The organism is Streptomyces sp. NPDC002520, from assembly GCF_053595235.1.
Genome location: NZ_JBSFXG010000002.1, coordinates 365122 through 384714, shown reverse-complemented (window position 1 = coordinate 384714; position 19593 = coordinate 365122). Strand labels below are relative to the sequence as shown.

Sequence of the window (19593 nt, the reverse complement as noted above, 5' to 3'; positions counted from 1 at the left end):
CCGGGCGGGGCGGGCGTAGCGTGCCCCGGTCCGGATGTCAGGAGTCCGGGCCGGGGCTGCACGTGGGGCACTTGTCCCGGATCAGAACCTAATCGGCGCGGCGGCCCCGCAGCCCGTGATCGAACGCCTGCCGGAGATCTCGTACGAACCCTTCACAACTGGCGGACGCGTCCGCGGCCCCGTCACCTGTCGGCCGGCACCGCCGCGACGATCTCGATCTCCACCTGGGCCTCCGGGCGGAACAGGCGCGGCACTTCGAAGGTCATGCTGGTCGGCGGGGTGCCGGTGAGGAACTCGCGGCGGACCGCGCCGTATTCGTCGAGCCGGGTGATGTCGGTGAGGTAGGTGCGGATGTTGATGACGTCCGTGAGGGTCGCGCCGTGCGCTTCGAGGAGGGCGCCGATGGTCTCGAAGACGCCCTTTGTCTGCTCGGCGAGGGTGGTGCCTTCGGCGATCTGCCCGGAGAGGAACAACAGGGCGCTGCCGTCGGCCTGTTCGACGCGGGCGACCTGGGAGTGGTAGGGGCTCAGCGGCCGGGGCGCGGAGGCGGGATTGCCGAGGGTGATCTGCATGGTGTTGACGCTAGGTCCGACCGGCGGATGCGACAAGCGAATGTCTGGCACGGCTGTCATGCGTACGGGCTGTTCGCGCCCGCGGACTCCTCCTCGGACTCCTGCTCGCCCTCCTGCGCGCTCTCCTCGCCCAGCAGGTCCCGGGCGAGGAGGGTGGCGCCGGCGACCGCGCCGGGCATGAGGAACACGGCGACGAAGGGGACCAGGAAGGACAGGCCGAGGGGGGTGCCGAAGCCCCAGACCAGGGTCTTGCGGGAGCGGAGCAGGGCGAGGCGGGCGCGGAGATCGATGCCGCGGCGCTGCAGGGCGACGGAGGCGAGTTCCTCGGTGAGGAAGAACCCGGTGACGAAGAAGCCGATGACCGGGACGACCGTCTGGCCGACGACGGGCAGGAAGCCGAGGGCGAAGAGCAGCACGCCCCACAGTCCGGCCCGGAGCAGGACGCGCAGGCTGTCGCGGGCGGAGATCCACAGCTCGTGCCAGAGCGGCAGCTGCGAGCGCGGCGCCGTGCCGTCGGGCGAGACGTCCTCGTCGACCTTCTCGGAGAGGCTCTCGTAGAAGGGCTGGCCGATCAGCAGGGTGACGGCCGTGAAGGTGAGGACGGCCAGCAGCAGGCCGAGGGCGAACAGCACGACCGTGAGGAAGCCGCGGAACAGTCCCTGCCAGGGGCTCGACCAGTCGTCCGCGAACGGCGTCGCCCATGCGACCGCGTCCTGACCCCACACCGCGAGCGCGACGAGCGCCGCCACGTACAGGACCAGGGCGATCAGGCCGGGCAGCAGTGCGAACCCGTACTGCCGGCCGTGCCGGCCCACCCAGCGCTGGCCCTGCAGCAGATAACCGAACCCCACCCCGAGATCACGCATGGGAGAACCCTATCGGGGGACGGCGGCCGGCCGGTTCCCCCCTTGGTCGGGCGGGCTCCTGGGCCGCTGAACAGGCGTTACGCGTCCAGCATGCGGCGCAGCAGGTCGCGCAGGGAGCGGCGTTCCTCGTCGGAGAGGCCGGCGAGGGGGGCGCGGGCGAAGCGGAGGTCCTCGCGCAGTTCGCGGACCACGCGCAGGCCCTCGTCGGTGGCGACGGCCATCTTCACGCGGCGGTCGGCGGGGTCGGGGCGGCGCTCGACCAGGCCGCGGGATTCGAGGCGGTCCACGATCCCGGTCACGTTGGACGGCTCGCACTTCAGTTTCTGGGCCAGCTTGCGCATGGGCAGCGGGTCGAGGGCGAGCAGGCTGAGCAGCTTGGCCTGGGCGCCGGTCAGGGTGTGCCCGGCGGCGGCCTCCTCGTAGTCCGCGTGGTAGCGGCCCACCACCTCGCCGATGAGCTCGACGACCTCCACGGTCAGTTCGTCCGGACGGGTGCTCTGCGGTGTGGCCATGCCTCAAGAGTACCCCATTTACTTGACACCTGAAATATTCAGAGGCACTGTTGTTTCAGGTACTGAAGTAATTGGAGAGGCACCCTGATGATCAATCGTGAGTGGCACCTGCGGAGCCGTCCGGTCGGCTGGCCGAAGCCCGAGGACTTCGCCCTGGTCGAGACCGAGGTCCCGACCCCCGGCGAGGGCCAGATCCTGGTACGGAACGAGTACCTCTCCGTGGACCCGTACATGCGGGGCCGGATGAGTGCCGCGAAGTCGTACGCCGCCCCCTACGAGGTGGGCAAGGTCATGCAGGGCGGCGCGGTGGGCGAGGTCGTCGCCTCCGACGCCGAGGGCATCGCGGTCGGCGACCACGTCCTGCACTTCTTCGGCTGGCGCGAGTACGCGGTCATGGACGCGCAGCACGCCGTCAAGGTCGACCCCCAGGCCGCGCCCCTCTCGACGTACCTCGGCGTCCTCGGCATGCCCGGCCTGACCGGCTACGCCGGCCTGCTGCGCACCGCCTCCTTCAAGGAGGGCGACATCGTGTTCGTCTCCGGCGCCGCGGGTGCCGTGGGCAGCGAGGTCGGCCAGCTCGCCAAGCTCATGGGCGCCTCCCGGGTCATCGGCTCGGCCGGGTCGGACGAGAAGGTGAAGCTGCTGCTGGACGAGTACGGCTTCGACGCCGCGTTCAACTACAAGAAGGGCCCGGTGAGCGAGCAGCTGCGCGCGGCCGCCCCCGACGGCATCGACGTGTACTTCGACAACGTCGGCGGGGAGCACCTCCAGGCCGCCATCGGGTCGCTCAACCTGCACGGCCGGATCGCCATCTGCGGCGCGATCTCCGTCTACAACGCCACCGAGCCCGCGCCCGGCCCGAACAACCTCGCCCGGCTGATCCAGACCCGCGGCCGCATCGAGGGACTGCTGGTCGGCGACCACTACGACCTCCAGCCCGAGTTCGTCGCGAAGGTCGGCCCCTGGGTGGCCTCGGGTGAACTGAAGTACCGCGAGACGGTCATTGAGGGCATCGAGAACAACGTCGAGGCGTTCCTCGGGGTGCTGCGCGGCGACAACGTCGGAAAGATGATCGTCAAGCTCTGACCGGCCGGGGCTTCTGCTGGGTTTCCGGCATGCGGTAGCTTCTTTCCGAAATCCGCCGTCGATCGTGGGCGCGAGTCGTGGCGGGCCGAGGAGGAAGGCACCGCATGCCCATCCAGCAGTCCGACGTCGTCTACACCGCCGTCGCCACCGCAGAGAACGGCCGCGACGGTCGCGTCGCCACCGACGACGGCAAGCTCGACGTCGTCGTGAACCCGCCCAAGGAGATGGGCGGCAACGGCGCCGGCACCAACCCGGAGCAGTTGTTCGCCGCCGGATACAGCGCCTGCTTCCAGGGCGCGCTCGGCGTCGTCGCCCGGCAGGAGGGCGCCGACATCACCGGGTCGACCGTGACCGCGAAGGTCGGGATCGGCAAGAACGAGGACGGCTTCGGGATCATCGTCGAGATCTCGGCGAGCATTCCGAACGTCGACGCCACCGCCGCCCGGGAGCTGCTCGAGAAGGCGCACCAGGTGTGCCCGTACTCGAAGGCGACGCGCGGCAACATCACGGTGACGTTGGTCTGAGCGCGGTACCGGCGTACGGCGGCAGCCGCATCCTGTGAGGGGTGCGGCTGCCGTCTTTTCGGGTGCGGGTTGCGGTGGGCCGGTCGCGCCCACGCGGCGGAGCCGCACATCGGCACAGCCCCGCGCCCCCGGGGTGTCAGCGCTGCCCGGTGTCCAGCGCTGCCCGGTGTGCCGCCATCGCCAGTCTTTCGTTCTCCGGAGCCGCTCCGCCCGGGAAGGCGAAGCGGCGGCGGGTGTAGCCGTAGGCGAGGCCGCTGCGGGGGTCGGCGAAGGCCTGGGAGCCGGCGGCGCCGCTGTGGCCGATCGCGCCGGCGCCGAGGAAGGGGTGCCAGATGTCGGCCGTCACCTGGAAGCCGAGACCGAACGACTTGTGGGTGCGGGCCACCAGGTCGTAGCCGACCGAGTGCGGCTGTCCGAACTCCGCGACCGTGTCCTCCTTCAGCAGCGGCGCCTTCTCGTCGACCTCGCTGATCATCGCCGCGTACATCCCGGCCAGGCCGCGCGCCGATGCGATGCCGCCCACCGAGGCGGGCCCCTTGGCGCGGACGGTGCGCTCGTTCGGCAGCGACTCCAGGTCGACCGGCTCGGGGGCGTGGCGGTTGAAGGCGATCGAGGTGAGCGTGTGCGGACCGGTCGGCCGCGCGTCCGGCAGCGCCTGCTGCCCGGGGGTCGGCAGCATCGGCAGGGTGGTGCGGAAGCGGGGCTCGCGGGAGGCCGGCAGGCCGAGGTGGAGGTCCAGGCCGTAGGGGGCGCGGACCCGCTCCTCGTACAGCTCCTGGATCGTACGGCCCGTCGCGCGCCGGACGACCTCGCCGGTCAGCGCGCCGAGCACCAGGGCGTGGTACCCGAACGCCGCGCCCGGCCGCCAGAACGGCCGCTGGTCGGCGAGGCGTTCGGCCAGCGCGCGGTCGTCGGCCAGCTCCGCCGCGCCGAACCCGGCGTCCGTGCCGATCAGGCCGGCCCGGTGGGCGAGCAGCTCGCGCAGCGTCAGCGCAGCCTTGCCCTCGACACCGAACTCCGGCCAGTAGTAGGTGACTTTGCGGTCCAGCTCCAGGGTGCCGTCCTGCACCAGCAGCGCAGCGACGAGGTGGGCGGCGCCCTTGGTGGACGAGAACACGCCGTACAGGCAGTCGCCGTCGACGCCCTCGCCCGCCCACAGGTCCACGACCCGGCGGCCGTGGACATATGCGCACAACTGCCCCTCGTAGTCGCCGCGTTCCCCGGCGACGAACGCGGCGAACTCCTCGCGCACGGCCTCGAAGCCCTCGGCGACCGTGCCGTGCACGGTGATCTCCTGCGTCATCCGCTCTCCTCAGCCTGAGCCGCTGCTCGCCACTCCCCCTCGGCACGACGCCCGCTCGGGTCTCGGGCGTCCCCGAGGTCGAGTACGGCGAGACGTACCTGTTCGACTCAACAGCCGTGAGGGCCCGTTGGTGTCACCGATACCCCGGATGGCCGATGACATGGGGCGGCACGGGGAGAGGAGGTGAGGATCATGAGGAGGTTGCGCGGGTGCGGACGGCTGCCGTCGCCTCGAAAGAGGGAACGGCTACGTGCACCACCACAGGAAGCGGTTGCACGTCCTCGTCGGCGACGGCCGCGGCGTGGGCGCCGAGGTCGTCGGGGCGCCGGTCGGGGTGGCGGTCGGATGCGAGGGCGGCGGGGCGACCGTCGCCGACGGGTGGGCCGACACCGTGGCCGACTGCGTCTCCTTGGCGCTCGGGGACGCCGAGGCCTTGTGCTTGGGGTCCTTGGACGCGGACGCGGAGGCCGACGGGTCCGGGGATGCGGCCGAGGCGTTCTGGCCGGTGGCGACGCCCGCGCCGTCGTCCGGGGTGGCCGAGCCGTCGGGGGCGTCGGAGGCGGCGGCGCCGTCCGCGGCCGTCTGGTCGGGGGCGGCGGGGCCACCGGAGGAGAAGGGGGCGTCCGTGCCGATCTCGGCGAAGGTCAGACCGCCCGCCGCGAGGACCAGGCCCGCGGTGATCAGCACCGTGCGGCGCCGGCGGCGCCGGTGCGCGGCGGCCTTGCGGTCCCGCCGGCTGCCTTCGGTACGGGACTGGCGCCGGCCGGAGGAACGGGACGCGCGGCGGCCGTCCGGGGCGTCGTCCGCGTACTCGTCCGCATGGTCGTCGGTGTGGTCGTCGCCGTACTCGCCCGCGTGCTCGTCGCCGTCGCCGTGGTCGTCGTACTCGGCGGCGTAACCGCCGTCGGCGCCGGCGTCGGACGCGTCGTAGGAGTCGCGCTCGCCGCCGGGAACGGCGTGCCCGCCGGCCTGCCCGTAACCGCCCGCCGATTCGTACGCCTCGGGCGCGCCGCTCTGCCGGGGGACCCGGGTGCCGGCCGGGGGTGTCGGCGCGCCCTGGCCGTCGTGGCCCGCGGGGGCTCCCGGACGTCCGTTCTGTCCGTGGGGGTCGGCCACCATGCCCTCGTACCCGCGCACGAGAGGTACTTGTGCGGGCGCGGCGGGCGTCTGCGCCGGTGCACCGCAGCCCGGGCAGGCCAGGGCGCCGTTGAGGTGCCGTTGGCACGTGTGGCAGTAGTCCATGACGCGGGAAGACTAGATTCCACAACCGTCACCTTCCTAGGCAGCGCTGTGAAGGTTTCGTGGGGGATGGCAAATCTTCTCCAAACCGTTGCCGAAACCGTTCCCTGTGCGCCCATCCATCCACTCACCGTCAGGCTCCCGGGCCCGATGCCCACTCCGGGCCGCCCCGGCCGCAGTGAACCGGCTAGTGAACCGGCTCACGTGCCCCGTGAGTTGAACGCCACCTCCGGCGCCCGCGTACTCATGGGCGGCCCGTGCTCCCCCGCACGGGCCACCCTTCGACGGAGGTTCCCCTTGCCTGACAACGTCACCTCGTTGTTCCGCGGCACCGCGGCGCACAGCCCTTCGATGGCGGCGCTGACGCGGGAGAACGACGGGTCAGGGCCGGTGGACTTCTGCATCCCGTGCAACCCGTACTTCCCGACGCCGGCCATGTTCGAGGAGATGTCGGTCCGGCTGCGCGAGATCATCACGTATTACCCGAGCGACACCGACACGATCACGGCCGAACTGGCCGGCCTGCTCCAACTGCCGCCGCAGTGCATGGCGATGGGCAACGGCTCGACGGAGCTGATCACCTGGATCGACCATCTCCTGGTCCGCGAGTCCCTGGCGGTCCCGGTCCCCACCTTCGGCCGCTGGACCGACCAGCCGATGGAGACCGGCAAACGGGTCGACATGTTCCCGCTCCAGGAGGCGAACGGCTTCACGCTGGACCTGGCCCGGTACGCGGAGTTCATCCGCGCCCGGGGCACCCGCGTGGCGGTCGTCTGCAACCCGAACAACCCCGACGGCGGCCATGTGGCCAAGCAGTCGCTGGTGCGGTTCATGGACGCGATGGCGGACCTGGACCTGGTCGTCGTGGACGAGTCGTTCCTGGAGTTCGCCGACGCGGAGGCCGAACCGAGCGTCGTGCAGGAGGCGATGCTCCGCCCCAACGTGGTGGTGCTGCGCAGCCTCGGCAAGAACTTCGGACTGCACGGCGTCCGCTTCGGCTATTTGGTGGCGAACCCGGCGATCGCGGGCAGGATCCGCTCGATGCTCCCCAAGTGGAACCTCAACTCCTTCGCCGAGCACGTGGTGTTCATGCTGCGCGAGCACGGCCCGGAGTACGCGCAGAGCCTGCTCCAGATACGGCGCGACCGCCTGGAGATGGCCGGCCACCTCTCCACCCTCCCCGGCCTCACGGTCTACCCCTCCCAGGGCAACTTCCTCTTCGTCCGCCTCCCCGTGGGCGCCGAAGGCACCGTGGTCCGCGACCGGCTGCTCACCGAGCACCGGATCCTGGTCCGCGAGTGCGGCAACAAGATCGGTTCGTCCAGCCGCTTCCTGAGACTCGTGGTGCGCCCCCAGGTCGACGTGCGTCGCCTGGTGTCCGGCCTGGAGCAGGTGCTCTACGGGACCAGGAGGGGAGCCGCCGTGCCCGAGCTGAGCACCGGGACCAGCTACAGCTCGGGCACGGCGGCGGTGGACCGGCTGGTGAGCGAGACCAACGGCGCCGGAATGCCGGGACTGGCCGCACAGGCCGTCGCCGCCGTCGCCACCCCGGGCCCGGCCGCCTTCCCGACCACCGGCACCGCCCCCGCGGCGGCCGCCTTCCCGGCCGCCGACGGCGGGATGCCGATGCCGATGCCGGCGGCAGCCCAGGCGGTGCCCGTGCAACAGCCCGCGGCGCTCGTCATGGAGCGACTGGAGCAGCCGATGGCCGTTCCGACGCAGCAACCACCGGCACCCGCGCCGGTCCTGACCCCCGCGCCCGCCCCGGCACCGGCTCCCTACGCCACACCGGCCCCGGCCCCCACGCCGTTCCCCGCTCCGGCTGCCACCCCACCGGCCCCTGCCCCGGTGCCGGTCCTCCCGGTCCCGGCCCCCGCGCCCGTCGCGGTCGCCCCGACCCCTCCGGGTGTCCCGGCCCGCGGGGGCCTCACGGCCGCCCAGGTCCGCGGAATGACGGCCCCCGGCACGCCGGCCCCGACGGCCGGTCTGACCCCGGCCCCGGCGACCGGCTGGCCCAACACACAGAGCTGGCCGAACGCGGCGGGGATGGGGCAGGCGGGTTAGCCACCGGCTCTCACCCCCGGGCGTCGACGCCGGGCTGGCCGGGACAGCGGAAGGTCGACCTCGGCCCGTACGGTTTTTCCGGGTGGGTCGCGGTCGAGTACCTCCCAGCGGTCGGCGAAGACGTCGACCAGTACAGCCTCGCCCTCTCCCCCGCCGCCTGGACCGACTTCCTCGTCCACGCCTCCGGGCACTGAAGCCGCCTCGGGTACCGCTTCCGCGTGATCCTCCCGCGCCGAGGCCCCCTGGGGTCCGTCGCGGAGCGTGCCGGCATGGAGAATGGCCGGACCGCGCCCCCGTAAGATCGCCCGGGAGGGTCCACCTTGGCGCTCAGCAGACGTACTTTCAGTGCCCTGGCCGGCTCGGCCGCGCTCGGTTTCGCCCTGGGCGGCAGTGGCGGGCCCGGGGCGCCCTCGGCGTACGCGGCGCGCAGTGTGCCGACCGGTCCCGCGCCCGCCCCGCCGCGTGCCGACGGGAAGCGGCACACCATCGGCTACGACTCGTACTCGCTGCTGGTCGACGGCCGGCGGCTGGTCGTGTGGTCCGGCGAGATGCACCCCTTCCGGCTGCCGAGCCCCTCCCTGTGGCGGGACGTGCTGCAGAAGATGCGGGCGCACGGGTACAACGCCGTGAGCATCTACGTGTCGTGGAACTACCATTCGCCCGCGCCGGGCCGGTACGACTTCTCCGGGGTCCGGGACCTCGACCTGTTCCTGCGCACGGCGGCCGAGACCGGGCTGTACGTGATCCTGCGGCCGGGCCCGTACATCAACGCCGAGGTCGACGGCGGCGGCTTCCCGGGCTGGCTGACGGCGACGAAGGGGACGGCGCGCACCACCGACCCGACGTATCTGTCGCACGCCGACGAGTGGCTCACCCAGGTGAACCGGATCGCCCGGCGGCATCTGTTCACGCAGGGCAAGGGCACCGTCCTGCTCTACCAGATCGAGAACGAGTACGACGCCCACGTGAAGGACGGGACCGGGCGGGACTACATGTCCCATCTGTACAAGAAGGTCAGGTCCGACGGGATCGACGTTCCCCTCTTCCACAACGACAAGGGGCGCAACGGCTACTGGGTGCCGGGCTCCTTCGACACGGGCGGGGAGAAGGGCGGCTGGCTGTACGGGTTCGACGGGTATCCCTCACCGTCCCAGACCCCGCCGGACTGGGGGCACTTCGGGCACGGAGGCGTGACGGGCGGGGCGACCGCCTCGCCGCGTACGCCCGGGTTCGTGCCGGAGTTCGGGGGCGGCTGGTTCGATCCGTGGGGCGGGGCCTGGTTCGACGGCAAGGGGTACGCCGAGTCGCGGCGCACCCGGGACGCGGCCTACGAGCGCCGCTTCTACCTCACCAACCTCGCCAACGGCATCACCCTGCACAACGTGTACATGACCTTCGGCGGGACGTCGTGGGGCTGGCTGCCCGCGCCGGTCGTCTACACGTCGTACGACTACGGGGCGGCGATCGACGAGGGCCGCAACGTCACCGAGAAGATCGCCCCGATGCACCAGCTCGGGCATCTGCTCCAGCGCGTGCCGGACTTCGCCCGGCTGGACCGGGCGGCGGAGGTGAAGGCGGAGGGGCTGAAGGTCTACCACCTCACCAACCCGGACACCGGCACCCATGTGTACGTGGCCCGCAACGACGGCCCGGAGGCGGTCACCACCGACCTGCCGACGGACGCCGGCAGGCTCCCGGTCACCGTGCCCGCGCACGACGCCCGCATGCTGACCACCGGCCTCTCGCTCGGCAAGCGGACACTGAAGTACTCCACCGCCCAGCCCATGATGTGCCTGAACACCGGACGGCAGGACATCGCCGTGTTCACCGGGCGCCGCGACGACATGGCGGACCTGGTCCTGGAGTGTCCCGTGGAGCCGCTCGTCCAGCGGCTCGACCCGGAGGGCGCCTGGGCGTACGACGGCAACGAACTGCACGTCAACGCGCCCCTCGGGCACGGCGGTCTGATCCGGATGCTGGTCGCGAAGGGCGGGAGCGACATCCCGCTGCTGCTGCTCCTCGCGGACGACGCCACCTCGGTGCGGATGTTCCCGTACGACACCGCGTCCGGGACCCTGCTGGTGTACGGCCCGCAGCTGCTGCGCCACGCGGAGGTGCGCGGCTCGGAGGTGCATCTGACGGGTGACATCACCGGGGGGACCGCCATCGAGGTGTGGGGTCCGCGCGGGATCGCGAGCCTGGTGTGGAACGGGCGGCGGCTGCCGACCCGGATCACCCTGTCCGGCAGCGTGATGACGACCGGTTCGGTGCCCCCGGTGCCGGAGGTGGAGCTGCCGGCGCTGACCGGCTGGCGGACGCGCACGGAGAACCCGGAGGCGGGACCGAACTTCGACGACAGGTCGTGGAAGGTCGCGGACAGGACGTCGTCGTACAGCGTCACCGCGGTCCCCGACGGTCAGCCGGTGCTGTTCGCGGACGACTACGGCTTCCACTACGGGGACGTCTGGTACCGGGGCACGTTCAGCGACTCGTCCGGCGTCGAGGAGGTCGCGCTCGCCTACAGCACCGGCACGCAGGGGCTGCTGATGGCGTGGCTGGACGGGGAGCCGCTGGGCACCCACCGGATGCCCGTGCCGGACAAGGACACCACCATCCGCAAGGGCAGTTGGGACGCCACCGCCGTCTTCCCGGTGCGTGAGCGGCTGCGCGGGCCCGGCCGGCACGTGCTGTCCGTGCTCGTCCGGCGCATGCAGCACGACATGGACGGCAAGGCGCAGGACACGCACAAGGTGGCGCGCGGTCTGACCGCCGCCGTCCTCAAGGGCATCCCGACGGGCGCGGCGCCCCGGGTGACCTGGCGGATCCAGGGCGAGGCCGCCCCGGACCCGGTGCGCGGGCCGCAGAACAACGGCGGCCTGTACGGCGAGCGGGAGGGCTGGCACCTGCCCGGCTTCGCCGACCGGGACTGGCAGGCGGTGACCTTCCCGCGCGCCGAGCGGCGGCAGGGTGTGACCTGGTACCGGACGACGTTCCGGCTGTCGGTGCCGCAGGACGTCGACGCCTCGATCGGGCTGACCCTGGAGGACCACCGGTACCGGGCCTACCGGGCGCAGATCTTCCTCAACGGCTGGAACATGGGCCAGTACGTCAACGACGTCGGCCCGCAGCACACCTTCGTGCTGCCGAACGGCATCCTGCGCACCCGGGGCACCAACACCCTCGCGCTTGCGGTCCTCTCGGAGTTCACCTCGCTGTCCGGGCCGGGGAAGGCGAGCCTGACCCTGCTGGGCCGGGCCGCCGGAGGGGTACCGGTGACACCGGTGGCATCGCCGGGGCGCTGATCCCGTCCGGTTTCGTTCGGGTTTGGTTCCGGTTCAGTTCAGGTCTGAACGACGGGCGCCCGATCGCCTGACGTGGACACACCCCGGCGCGTACGCTCGGACGAGCCGCGCGGCGGCGGCGCGAAAGGGGAGCGATGGCATTCGCGGGCGGCGTGCGACAGCGAGCGGCACGACTGACCGCACGGCTGGGCCGCCCCCGTCCGGGCCCGGCCCGGCGCACCCTGGCCGCCGGCCTCGCCTCCGCCGTCCGGGCCCGGCCGCAACCACCCGACGGCGTACGGGAACTGTGCCGGGCACTGTGCGAGGAGATGAGCGCACGGCGGGGCGGCCGTCCCGTGGAGCTGCGGTTCGAGCGGTTCCCGGACGAGATCGAGGTCACCGGACTGTGGGTGGAGTTCCACGACTTCGACCTGGTGATCGTGGAGGAACGCGCGGAGGCCGTGCAGCAACTGGTCATCCTGGGCCATGAGCTGTGGCACCTGCACGCCGGGCACCGGCACCACTCGCCGGCCAAGGAAGCCGCCGCGCAGGCCCTGGCCGACGAGCCCCGCTGGCGCGAGCGGGCGCTGACGGTCGCGGCCCGCAACGGGTCCCGGGCCGCCGAGGAGGCCGAGGCGGACGACTTCGGGCACCGGCTCGCCACGCTGTTCCGGCCGTACCTGACCGGGCGGACACCCGATGCCGGGCCCGACCCGGTGCAGCGCTCCCTCGGCTACCGCGGACGGGGCGGAGCCGCCCGGTGACCGCGCCGGCGCTCACCCCCTCGCGCCTCCTCGACCAGCTCTACATCTCCTTCTGGATCCCGGTCGCGGCCCTCACCCTCGCCCTGCTGATCAAACTGCCTTCCATCGTCCGGCTGTGGCGGGACCCGCTGCTGCGCGCGGCCGGCGGCACGCTGCTGGTCACCTGCGCGGTGTTCGTGTTCTGCGCGCCGTCCATGATCGTCCGGGTCAACCGGGTGACCGGAGTGCCCAACTTCGCGGCGCCCTGGTGCTATTCGCTCATCACCGCGATGAGCGGGTCCTGCCTGCTGCTGATCATCACCTGGCGCAACGGCCCCTCCGACCGCTCCGCGGTCACCCGCCGCGCGATCCGCCGGGTGGTGTCGGTGTACCTCGGGGTGATCGTCGCCCTGTGGGTGCTGTTCGCGCTCGCCGACGTTCCGGTGGAGCGGGTGCACGACCTCGACACGTACTACGCCGGGACGCCGTTCATGCGCGAGGAGATCCTGCTGTACCTCGTCGCGCACGCCGTGGCCTGTGCCGTCGCGTCCGGGCTGATCCGGAACTGGGTACGCACCGAGGGCCTGGACGCCTGGCTGCGGTGGGGGCTGCGGCTGATCGGTGCCGGGTACGCGCTGAGCCTCGGCTTCATCGCGGCCAAGCTGGTCGCCGTCGCGGCGCGCTGGTCCGGGGGCGACCTGGACTGGCTGAGCACGGATCTCGCACCGCCGCTCGCCGCGCTGGCCGCGCTCCTGGTCGCGGGCGGGTTCATCCTGCCGCACGCCGGCCAGTACCTGCACGGCCGCTGGCACCTCCGGCGCACCTACCGTGAACTGCGGCCCCTGTACGACCTCTTGCGCGCCGCGAGCGGCGAGGCCGCGGTACCGCGCGCGCCGCTCGCCGGCCCGGAACTGCGCCTCACCCGACGCGAGACCTTCGTCCGGGACCTGCTGCTCCCGCTGGCCCGGCACATCGACTGGGACCTGCACCGCCGCGCCCACGACGCCGCCCGCGCCCTCGGCCACGCACCCGACCGGGCGCGGGGGCTGGCGGGAGCGGTGAGCGTGCTGGACGCGATCGAGCGCAGGGACCGGCTCCCGGAGCCGGCGGTACGGGACCGGCGGACTCCCGGGACGGACACCCACGTGGGCGCGGGCACGAGCACGGGCACGGTCCCCGGGAGCCTGCTCCGGGACATCGGGCCGATCTCCCGGGCGCTGCGGCATCCCGCTGACGTCGAGGCGTTGCGGGCCCGCGCCGCGCAAAGCGTCGCCGTGCGTGAGTGAGGCGTGCGTGAGTGAGCCGGGGTCAGGGTCGGGGGCCGGGGTCAGGGCCGGGGTCAGGGCCGGGGGCCGGGGTCAGGGCCGGGGGCCGGGGTCAGGGTCGGGTCGGGTCGGGTCGCGGTGACGGATGCGCGCGTGGCGCACCATGGATGCCATGCGACTCGACTTCCAACTGGTGCTGCTGCGCCGCATGGCCGACCACAACCCGGACCTGGTCGAGGACGCCCGGCGCCGGCTGGGTGCGTCGCTCGCGGACATGCGGGAGGCGAACAAGCGCTGGCAGGCCATGGTCCGCTCGCCCAGGTCCCGGTCCGCCGCCGGCCGCTACCGCTCGGTCCTCGGCGCACCGGAGGCCGTCGTCCCGCGCCGCCTCGGCGACGTCGACTGCGAGTCCTGGCAGTGGGCGCTGCCCCTCTGGCCCGACCTGCGCTTCGAGGCGCTGGTCTCGCCCGACGGCGCGGTGTGGAACGAGTGGCTGGTACGGGCGCCGGGCGCCCCGGCCCCGGCTCTGCGCACCCTGGACGACCTCGCCCCGTGGTCGTGCACGGTGGACGAGGCCGCCCGCGCCTTCGCCCCGGCCCGCCCGCTGGAGGGCACGGCGCCCACCCGGTGGGGGCTCGCCTTCACGGCCCCCGACGGGGAGGGCGTACGCCATGAGGTCGTCGCCGAGTTCACGTGGGGGCTGCTGCAGCGGACGGCCCTGCGCAGCTGACTCACGCGTCGAAGGCCGTCGCCCTGGACTTCTTCTCCCAGGCGGTGACGTCTTCGCGGACCTGGTCCAGGTGAGCCAGGACGGCGCTCACCCCGTCGTCGCCGAGCGGCAGCCTGAGCGGGGTGCGCTCCGCCTCCAGCGCGGCCAGGATGACGGCCGCCGCCTTGACCGGGTCGCCGGGCTGGGTGCCGTCGCCGCCCTCGACGAACCCTCGGGTCTCACCGACCTTCGTGTACAGCCCGGTGTCCGTGCTGGCCCCGGCCCGGGCGGGGTCCATCAGCGAGGTCCGGAACCCGCCCGGCTCCACGATCAGCACCTTGATGTCGTATTCGGCGACCTCGTCCGCGAGTGCCTCGGACAGGCCCTCCAGCGCGAACTTGGTCCCGCTGTACGCCCCGAAGCCCGCGAAGGACATCTGCCCGCCCATGCTGCTCAGCTGCACGATCGCGCCCGAGCGCCGCTCCCGCATGTGCGGCAGCACCGCCCGCACCAGGGCCGCCGGGCCGAAGAAGTGCAGGTCGAACAGGTCCCGCAGCTCCTGGTCGGTGGTCTCCTCGACGGCGCCGACGTGCGTGCGCCCCGCGTTGTTGACCAGCACGTCGATCCGCCCGTGCCGAGCCACCACGTCCCGCACGGCCGCCTCGACAGCGGCCGGATCGGTGACGTCGAGCCGCAGCGCCTCCACCTGGTCGGGATGCGCGGCCACCAGATCGTCCAGGGCCTCGGCACGGCGGGCCGCGCCGACCACCACGTCACCGGCAGCCACGGCCGCCTCGGTGATCGCCCGGCCGAAGCCACTGCTCGCACCGGTCACCAGCCACACCTTGTTCATCGCAACTCCCCGTAATTCCCGCCTCTTTCCTGACACGCACCACCCTCCTGCCGAATACCGTTGCCCGTCCAAGACCCATGGTGATAGCCATCGGTTATGACCATGGACGTCCATGCCCGGGATCTGCGCTACTTCGTCGCGGTCGCCGAGGAGCTGCACTTCACGCGCGCGGCCGAGCGGCTGTACGTGTCACAGCCCGCGCTGAGCAAGCAGATCCGGGCGCTGGAGCGGCGGTTGGGGGCCGAGCTGCTGCTGCGGGACCGGCACGGGGTGGCGCTGACGGCCGTCGGCGAGGCGCTGCTGCCGCACGCCCGGCGGGTGCTGGTCGCTTGGGAGGAGGGCGCGGCCGCGGTGGAGTCGGCCAAGGCTGGGCAGCGCAGCACGCTGGTGGTGGGCATGAGCACCAGCCCGGGCCGAGGCGGCCTGCTGCCCGCCATCCGCTCCCGTTTCACCGCCGCGCAGCCGCAGGCCACCGCCCGACTGCGCCAGGTGAGCTGGGAGGACCCGACGGCGGGCCTCGCGGACGGCGGCGCGGACGTCGCCTTCGTCTGGCTTCCGCTGCCGGACCCGGAGCGCTACGGCTGGACGGTGGTCGCCGAGGAACCCCGTCTGGTCGCGCTGCCCGAGACGCATCCGCTCTCCGCCCGAGCCGGGATCGACTTCGCGGACCTGCTCGACGAGCCGTTCCTCGCCCTGCCCGCGAGCGCGGGCCCGCTGCGCGACTACTGGCTCGCCGTGGACGCCCGCGCCGGCCGGCCGCCGCGCATCGGTGCGGAGGTCGCCGGGGTGGAGGAGACGTACGAGGCCCTGGTCGCGGGCCTCGGGGTGTGCCTGGTCGCCGAGGGCAACGCCCCGCTGATCAGCCTGGGAGGTGTCACCACCCGCCCGGTCCGGGGCATCACCCCCAGCCGCTACGCGCTGGCCTGGCGCCGCGAGGACGCCGGACGTCCCCTGGTCCGGGCATACGCGGAGGCATGCCGGGCCACGGTCGGGAGTGAGACGCGGTAGGGCCTACGGCCTATTCCTCCGCAGCCCCCGCCAGGATCGCCTCCGTCACGCGGGGCAGCGAGGCCGGATGCAGGAAGAGGAACAGGTTGGGCTCCACCAGCTCCAGCTCCATCACCCGGGGCTGTCCGTCCTCCCCGTCGACCAGGTCCACGCGGGCGTACAGCAGCCCGTCCGCGCCGCCGGGTACGGCCTCCAACGCCTTGTCGGCCACGGCGATTTCGGCGTCCGTCGGCTCCCAGGCCGCAAGGTCCGGGTGGGCGACCTTGTCGGCGTCGTAGGGCGTGCCGGGCGCGAGGACGGCGCCCTTGCGGCTGGCGTGGAGCAGACGGCCGCCGAAGAACTGGAGGGCCCGCTCGCCGCTGACGTCGATGCCGGGCACATACGGCTGCACCATCGCCGTGAAGCCCTCGGCGTGCATCCGCGCAAGCTGCCGTACGGCCGTCTCGTGCTCGGCGTGCGCGTAGCGGGCGGCGAACCGGGCGCCCGCGCCCGAGGTCGGCTTGATCACGTACTCGTGGTCGGCAGGCAGGTCGGCAGGCTCGCCCGGGGCGATGTACCGGGTGGGGACAGTCGGAACACCCGCCGCTGCCAGCTCCCCGAGGTAGCGCTTGTCGGAGCTCCAGCGCACCACGGCGGCCGGATTGGCCAGCCGCGTCACCGCGCCGACCCGCTCCACCCACGCCCCGAACTCCGCGGCGCGCCAACTGTAGTCCCAGGTAGAGCGGATCACGACGAGGTCGTACCCACCCCACTCGGCATCGGGGTCGTCCCAGTACCGGCTGTCGGCCTCCGCCCCCGCCTCCCGCAGGGCCCGCACCAGCACCGGAAGGTCGCTGTCCTTGCCCGGCTCGGTGCCGGGGTCGTAGGTGGCGAGGGCGATACGGGGCACGGCGGGCTCCCTCTCATACGACGGTTCGATCACTCGCGAGGCTAACAACCGCCGACGGAACCGGGACAGCCCCGTTGACCTTCACCTTTGGTGAAGCCCCAGCATCGGTGGTGGACGACGAGGAGCGCGAGGAGCTTCATGGAGTTGCTGACGATCGGTGCCTTCGCCAAGGCGAGCCGGCTGTCGCCGAAGGCACTGCGGCTCTACGACGAGCTGGAGTTGCTGCGGCCCGCGCGGGTCGACCCGGACACCGGCTACCGGTACTACGCCGTCGAGCAGCTCCAGCGGGCCCGGCTCGTTGCCTGGCTACGACGCCTCGGCATGCCCCTCGCCGAGATCCGCACGGTGTGCGCCCTGGACGCGGCGGGTGCCGCGCGGGAGATCCGCGCGTACTGGGCGCGCATCGAGGCGGAGACGACCGTACGGCGGGATCTCGCCGCGTTCCTCGTCGACCAGCTGGCCGACCAGTCGGGAGACGCCGAGTCAAGAAGGGACCACACCACCATGCTGGAACTGCGCTATTCCGCCCACTCCGACCGTGGGCACGTCCGCCCCGCCAACCAGGACACCGTGTACGCGGGCCGCAGGCTGCTCGCCGTGGCCGACGGCTTCGGCCCGGCGGGGGCGCCCGCGAGCAGCGCCGCCGTTGAGGCGTTGAGGTTCCTCGACGAGGAGGAGCTTGCCGCCGGCAACGTGCTGAACCTGCTGGAGGACGCCGTGCGGGGCGCGAGCGAGGCGATACGGGGCCTCGCGGAGGGCGACGAGGAGAACGGCACCACACTGACCGCGCTGCTGTGGACAGGGTCAGCGCTGGCACTCGTGCACATCGGGGACTCGCGGGCGTATCTGCTGCGGGACGGGGAGCTGTTCCGGATCACCCACGACCACAGCGTCGTGCAGTCCCTGCTCGACGAGGGGCGACTGACTCCGGAGGAGGCCGAGAGCCATCCACAGCGGGCGCTGCTGCTGAAGGCGCTGGGCGGGGGCATGTCCCCGGTTCCGGTTCCGGACCTGCGGCTGCACGAGGCGCGGGAGGGGGACCGGTATCTACTGTGCTCGGACGGGTTGACCTCTGCTGTCCCGGACACCCGGATCAAGGAGTTGCTCGGGCGCGAGGACGTGGTCCGGGCACTGGTGGACGAGGCCCTCGCTGCAGGCGGAGCGGACAACGTGAGCTGTGTCGTCGCCGACGTCGTCTCGCCCACCCGCCCGCCCGAAGCTGTTGGCTAGGACTGGGACCGCTTCTTCTCGACCGAATCGGTCTCGAATAGACCATTCCCATCACACATAGCGGGATCATCCCGCATGAATGATCACCAGACCCACGCGGGGTTGCCGCGTACCAACTCACGCTCCTAGCCTGACGGCATGTTAGGTATCGGGCACTTCTGGGCTTTCCTCGCCGTGGTTGCTGTGCTGATCGCTGTTCCGGGGCCGAGCGTTGTGTTCGTGGTCGGGCGCGGAGTGGCGCTTGGGCGTCGGGCTGCGCTGGCCACGGCGGTGGGCAACAACGGCGGGGTGCTGATCCAGGCCGTGTTGGTGGCCTTTGGGCTGGGAGCCGTGGTCGCGCGGTCGATCGTGGTCTTCTCCGTGCTGAAGTTCGCAGGCGCGCTGTATCTGGTCTATCTCGGCGTCCATACGTGGCGGCACCGCGGGGAGCTGGCCGTCACGGACGCGCAGCAGCGGCCACCCACGAATGTGTGGCGCATCGTCCGGCAGGGTTTCGTTGTCGGAGTGAGCAATCCGAAGGGCTTCCTGATCTTCTCGGCCGTGCTGCCTCAGTTCGTCAACCGCTCGGCAGGGCACGTGACACTTCAACTCCTGCTCCTCGGCATCGTCTGCGCCGCTGTCGCTCTGGTCTCGGACTCGGCCTGGGGGCTCCTCGCCGGGACAGCGCGTGGCTGGTTCCGCGGGTCGCCCCGCCGCTTGTCCGCGATTGGTGCGGCGTCCGGGACCGTGATGGTCGGCCTCGGTGTCCGTCTGGCTCTCACCAGGAATGATGCGTGACAACGCATCGGATACTCGAAACGTTGCGCGGGTCGCTGGTTACGGCCCAGCGAGCGAACCAGTGAGCCCATGGCATCGGACGGCACCGACACGTACACCGGCACGCACGGCCTCCCGCCCCTCGTACGCAACGCCCTGACCGCCGCCCGCGCCCATGGGTTCCCATACTCCTGCCGCCCCGAACAGGGCCGCCTGCTGCACGCCCTGGCAGGCGGCGCCCGCGCCCGGATCGGCGAGACCGGTACCGGGCTCGGGGTCGGGCTCGCCTGGCTGGTGTCGGGGGCGCGGCCGGGGGTGCGGGTGTGCGGCGTGGAGCGGGATCCGGAGTGGGCAGCCGCCGAGGTCTTCGCCGGACGGTCCGAGGTCACCGTGCTGTGCGGGGACTGGCGGCTGATCGAGGAGCACGGGCCGTTCGATCTGCTGGTGCTCGACGGCGGCGGGCAGGGGAAGGCGCCCGGGGACGTGGCCGCCGATGTCGAGCGGCTGCTGGTGCCGGGCGGGACGGTCGTCGTCGACGACTTCACCCCGGCGACCACCTGGCCGCCGCTGCACGAGGGCGTTCCCGATCTCGCTCGGCTGCACTGGCTGGAGCATCCCGCGCTGCGGGCGGCCGAACTGCGGCTTGCGCCCGACCTGAGCACGGTCGTGGGGACGAGGGTCCTGGTGTAGGAA

General features: G+C 72.4%; 18 protein-coding genes. 11 read left to right on the top strand and 7 right to left on the bottom strand.

The window, feature by feature from the left end:
• Positions 1–182 precede the first annotated feature (182 nt).
• From ACWD5D_RS04820 to ACWD5D_RS04810, 3 genes are all read right to left on the bottom strand, one after another.
• Complete coding sequence (locus tag ACWD5D_RS04820) at positions 183–572, bottom strand: RidA family protein (protein WP_451371346.1); 390 nt, start codon at positions 570–572, stop codon at positions 183–185.
• Between the two features lie 56 nt (positions 573–628).
• On the bottom strand, positions 629–1438 hold the full coding sequence (locus ACWD5D_RS04815) for an EI24 domain-containing protein (protein ID WP_451371345.1): 810 nt from the start codon (positions 1436–1438) through the stop codon (positions 629–631).
• Positions 1439–1515: 77 nt separating this feature from the next.
• Positions 1516–1950: a MarR family winged helix-turn-helix transcriptional regulator gene (locus ACWD5D_RS04810; RefSeq protein ID WP_451371344.1), complete on the bottom strand. Its 435-nt coding sequence runs from the start codon at positions 1948–1950 to the stop codon at positions 1516–1518.
• 87 nt (positions 1951–2037) lie between these two features.
• Here ACWD5D_RS04810 and ACWD5D_RS04805 point away from each other — a divergent pair, with 87 nt between their 5' ends.
• Both ACWD5D_RS04805 and ACWD5D_RS04800 read left to right on the top strand, forming a co-directional pair.
• The gene (locus tag ACWD5D_RS04805; protein ID WP_451371343.1) at positions 2038–3036 is read left to right on the top strand and encodes an NADP-dependent oxidoreductase; all 999 of its coding nucleotides are present in this window, start codon (positions 2038–2040) and stop codon (positions 3034–3036) included.
• 104 nt (positions 3037–3140) lie between these two features.
• The gene (locus tag ACWD5D_RS04800; RefSeq protein ID WP_451371342.1) at positions 3141–3560 is read left to right on the top strand and encodes an organic hydroperoxide resistance protein; all 420 of its coding nucleotides are present in this window, start codon (positions 3141–3143) and stop codon (positions 3558–3560) included.
• 136 nt (positions 3561–3696) lie between these two features.
• Here ACWD5D_RS04800 and ACWD5D_RS04795 read toward each other — a convergent pair whose 3' ends face one another.
• On the bottom strand, positions 3697–4863 hold the full coding sequence (locus ACWD5D_RS04795) for a serine hydrolase domain-containing protein (RefSeq protein WP_451371341.1): 1167 nt from the start codon (positions 4861–4863) through the stop codon (positions 3697–3699).
• A gap of 246 nt (positions 4864–5109) precedes the next feature.
• Complete coding sequence (locus ACWD5D_RS04790; protein ID WP_451371340.1) at positions 5110–6105, bottom strand: SCO2400 family protein; 996 nt, start codon at positions 6103–6105, stop codon at positions 5110–5112.
• A 294-nt stretch (positions 6106–6399) separates the two neighbouring features.
• On the opposite strand from ACWD5D_RS04790, the gene ACWD5D_RS04785 reads away from it, so the two are divergent.
• The 5 genes from ACWD5D_RS04785 (at position 6400) to ACWD5D_RS04765 (ending at position 14185) form a co-directional block, all read left to right on the top strand.
• A complete protein-coding gene (locus ACWD5D_RS04785) occupies positions 6400–8166 on the top strand; it encodes a pyridoxal phosphate-dependent aminotransferase (protein ID WP_451371339.1) in 1767 nt (588 codons plus the stop codon).
• A 320-nt stretch (positions 8167–8486) separates the two neighbouring features.
• On the top strand, positions 8487–11468 hold the full coding sequence (locus ACWD5D_RS04780) for a glycoside hydrolase family 35 protein (RefSeq protein ID WP_451371338.1): 2982 nt from the start codon (positions 8487–8489) through the stop codon (positions 11466–11468).
• A gap of 134 nt (positions 11469–11602) precedes the next feature.
• Complete coding sequence (locus tag ACWD5D_RS04775; RefSeq protein WP_451371337.1) at positions 11603–12211, top strand: toxin-antitoxin system, toxin component family protein; 609 nt, start codon at positions 11603–11605, stop codon at positions 12209–12211.
• Positions 12208–13476, top strand: a complete 1269-nt coding sequence (locus ACWD5D_RS04770) for an MAB_1171c family putative transporter (protein WP_451371336.1) — start codon at positions 12208–12210, stop codon at positions 13474–13476. Before ACWD5D_RS04775 ends, ACWD5D_RS04770 begins: the two co-directional genes overlap by 4 nt.
• A gap of 151 nt (positions 13477–13627) precedes the next feature.
• Positions 13628–14185 (top strand): hypothetical protein, encoded by a 558-nt coding sequence (locus tag ACWD5D_RS04765; protein ID WP_451371335.1) that lies wholly within the window; start codon positions 13628–13630, stop codon positions 14183–14185.
• 1 nt (position 14186) lies between these two features.
• On the opposite strand, the gene ACWD5D_RS04760 is transcribed toward ACWD5D_RS04765, so the two are convergent.
• Complete coding sequence (locus ACWD5D_RS04760) at positions 14187–15017, bottom strand: oxidoreductase (protein WP_451371334.1); 831 nt, start codon at positions 15015–15017, stop codon at positions 14187–14189.
• A gap of 96 nt (positions 15018–15113) precedes the next feature.
• Here ACWD5D_RS04760 and ACWD5D_RS04755 point away from each other — a divergent pair, with 96 nt between their 5' ends.
• Entirely contained in the window at positions 15114–16025 is a 912-nt protein-coding gene (locus ACWD5D_RS04755) for a LysR family transcriptional regulator (RefSeq protein WP_451371333.1), read from the top strand.
• A 10-nt stretch (positions 16026–16035) separates the two neighbouring features.
• Here the strand turns inward: ACWD5D_RS04755 and ACWD5D_RS04750 are convergent, their stop codons facing one another.
• Positions 16036–16914 carry an ATP-grasp domain-containing protein gene (locus ACWD5D_RS04750; protein WP_451371332.1) on the bottom strand — a complete coding sequence of 293 codons (879 nt, stop codon included), beginning with the start codon at positions 16912–16914 and terminating at the stop codon, positions 16036–16038.
• A gap of 138 nt (positions 16915–17052) precedes the next feature.
• On the opposite strand from ACWD5D_RS04750, the gene ACWD5D_RS04745 reads away from it, so the two are divergent.
• The 3 genes from ACWD5D_RS04745 to ACWD5D_RS04735 all read left to right on the top strand — a co-directional run bounded on the left by ACWD5D_RS04745 (position 17053) and on the right by ACWD5D_RS04735 (position 19590).
• Positions 17053–18144, top strand: a complete 1092-nt coding sequence (locus ACWD5D_RS04745; RefSeq protein ID WP_451371331.1) for a MerR family transcriptional regulator — start codon at positions 17053–17055, stop codon at positions 18142–18144.
• Positions 18145–18282: 138 nt separating this feature from the next.
• The gene (locus tag ACWD5D_RS04740; protein WP_451371330.1) at positions 18283–18921 is read left to right on the top strand and encodes a LysE family translocator; all 639 of its coding nucleotides are present in this window, start codon (positions 18283–18285) and stop codon (positions 18919–18921) included.
• Positions 18922–18990: 69 nt separating this feature from the next.
• A complete protein-coding gene (locus ACWD5D_RS04735; protein ID WP_451371329.1) occupies positions 18991–19590 on the top strand; it encodes an O-methyltransferase in 600 nt (199 codons plus the stop codon).
• Positions 19591–19593: the final 3 nt, after the last annotated feature.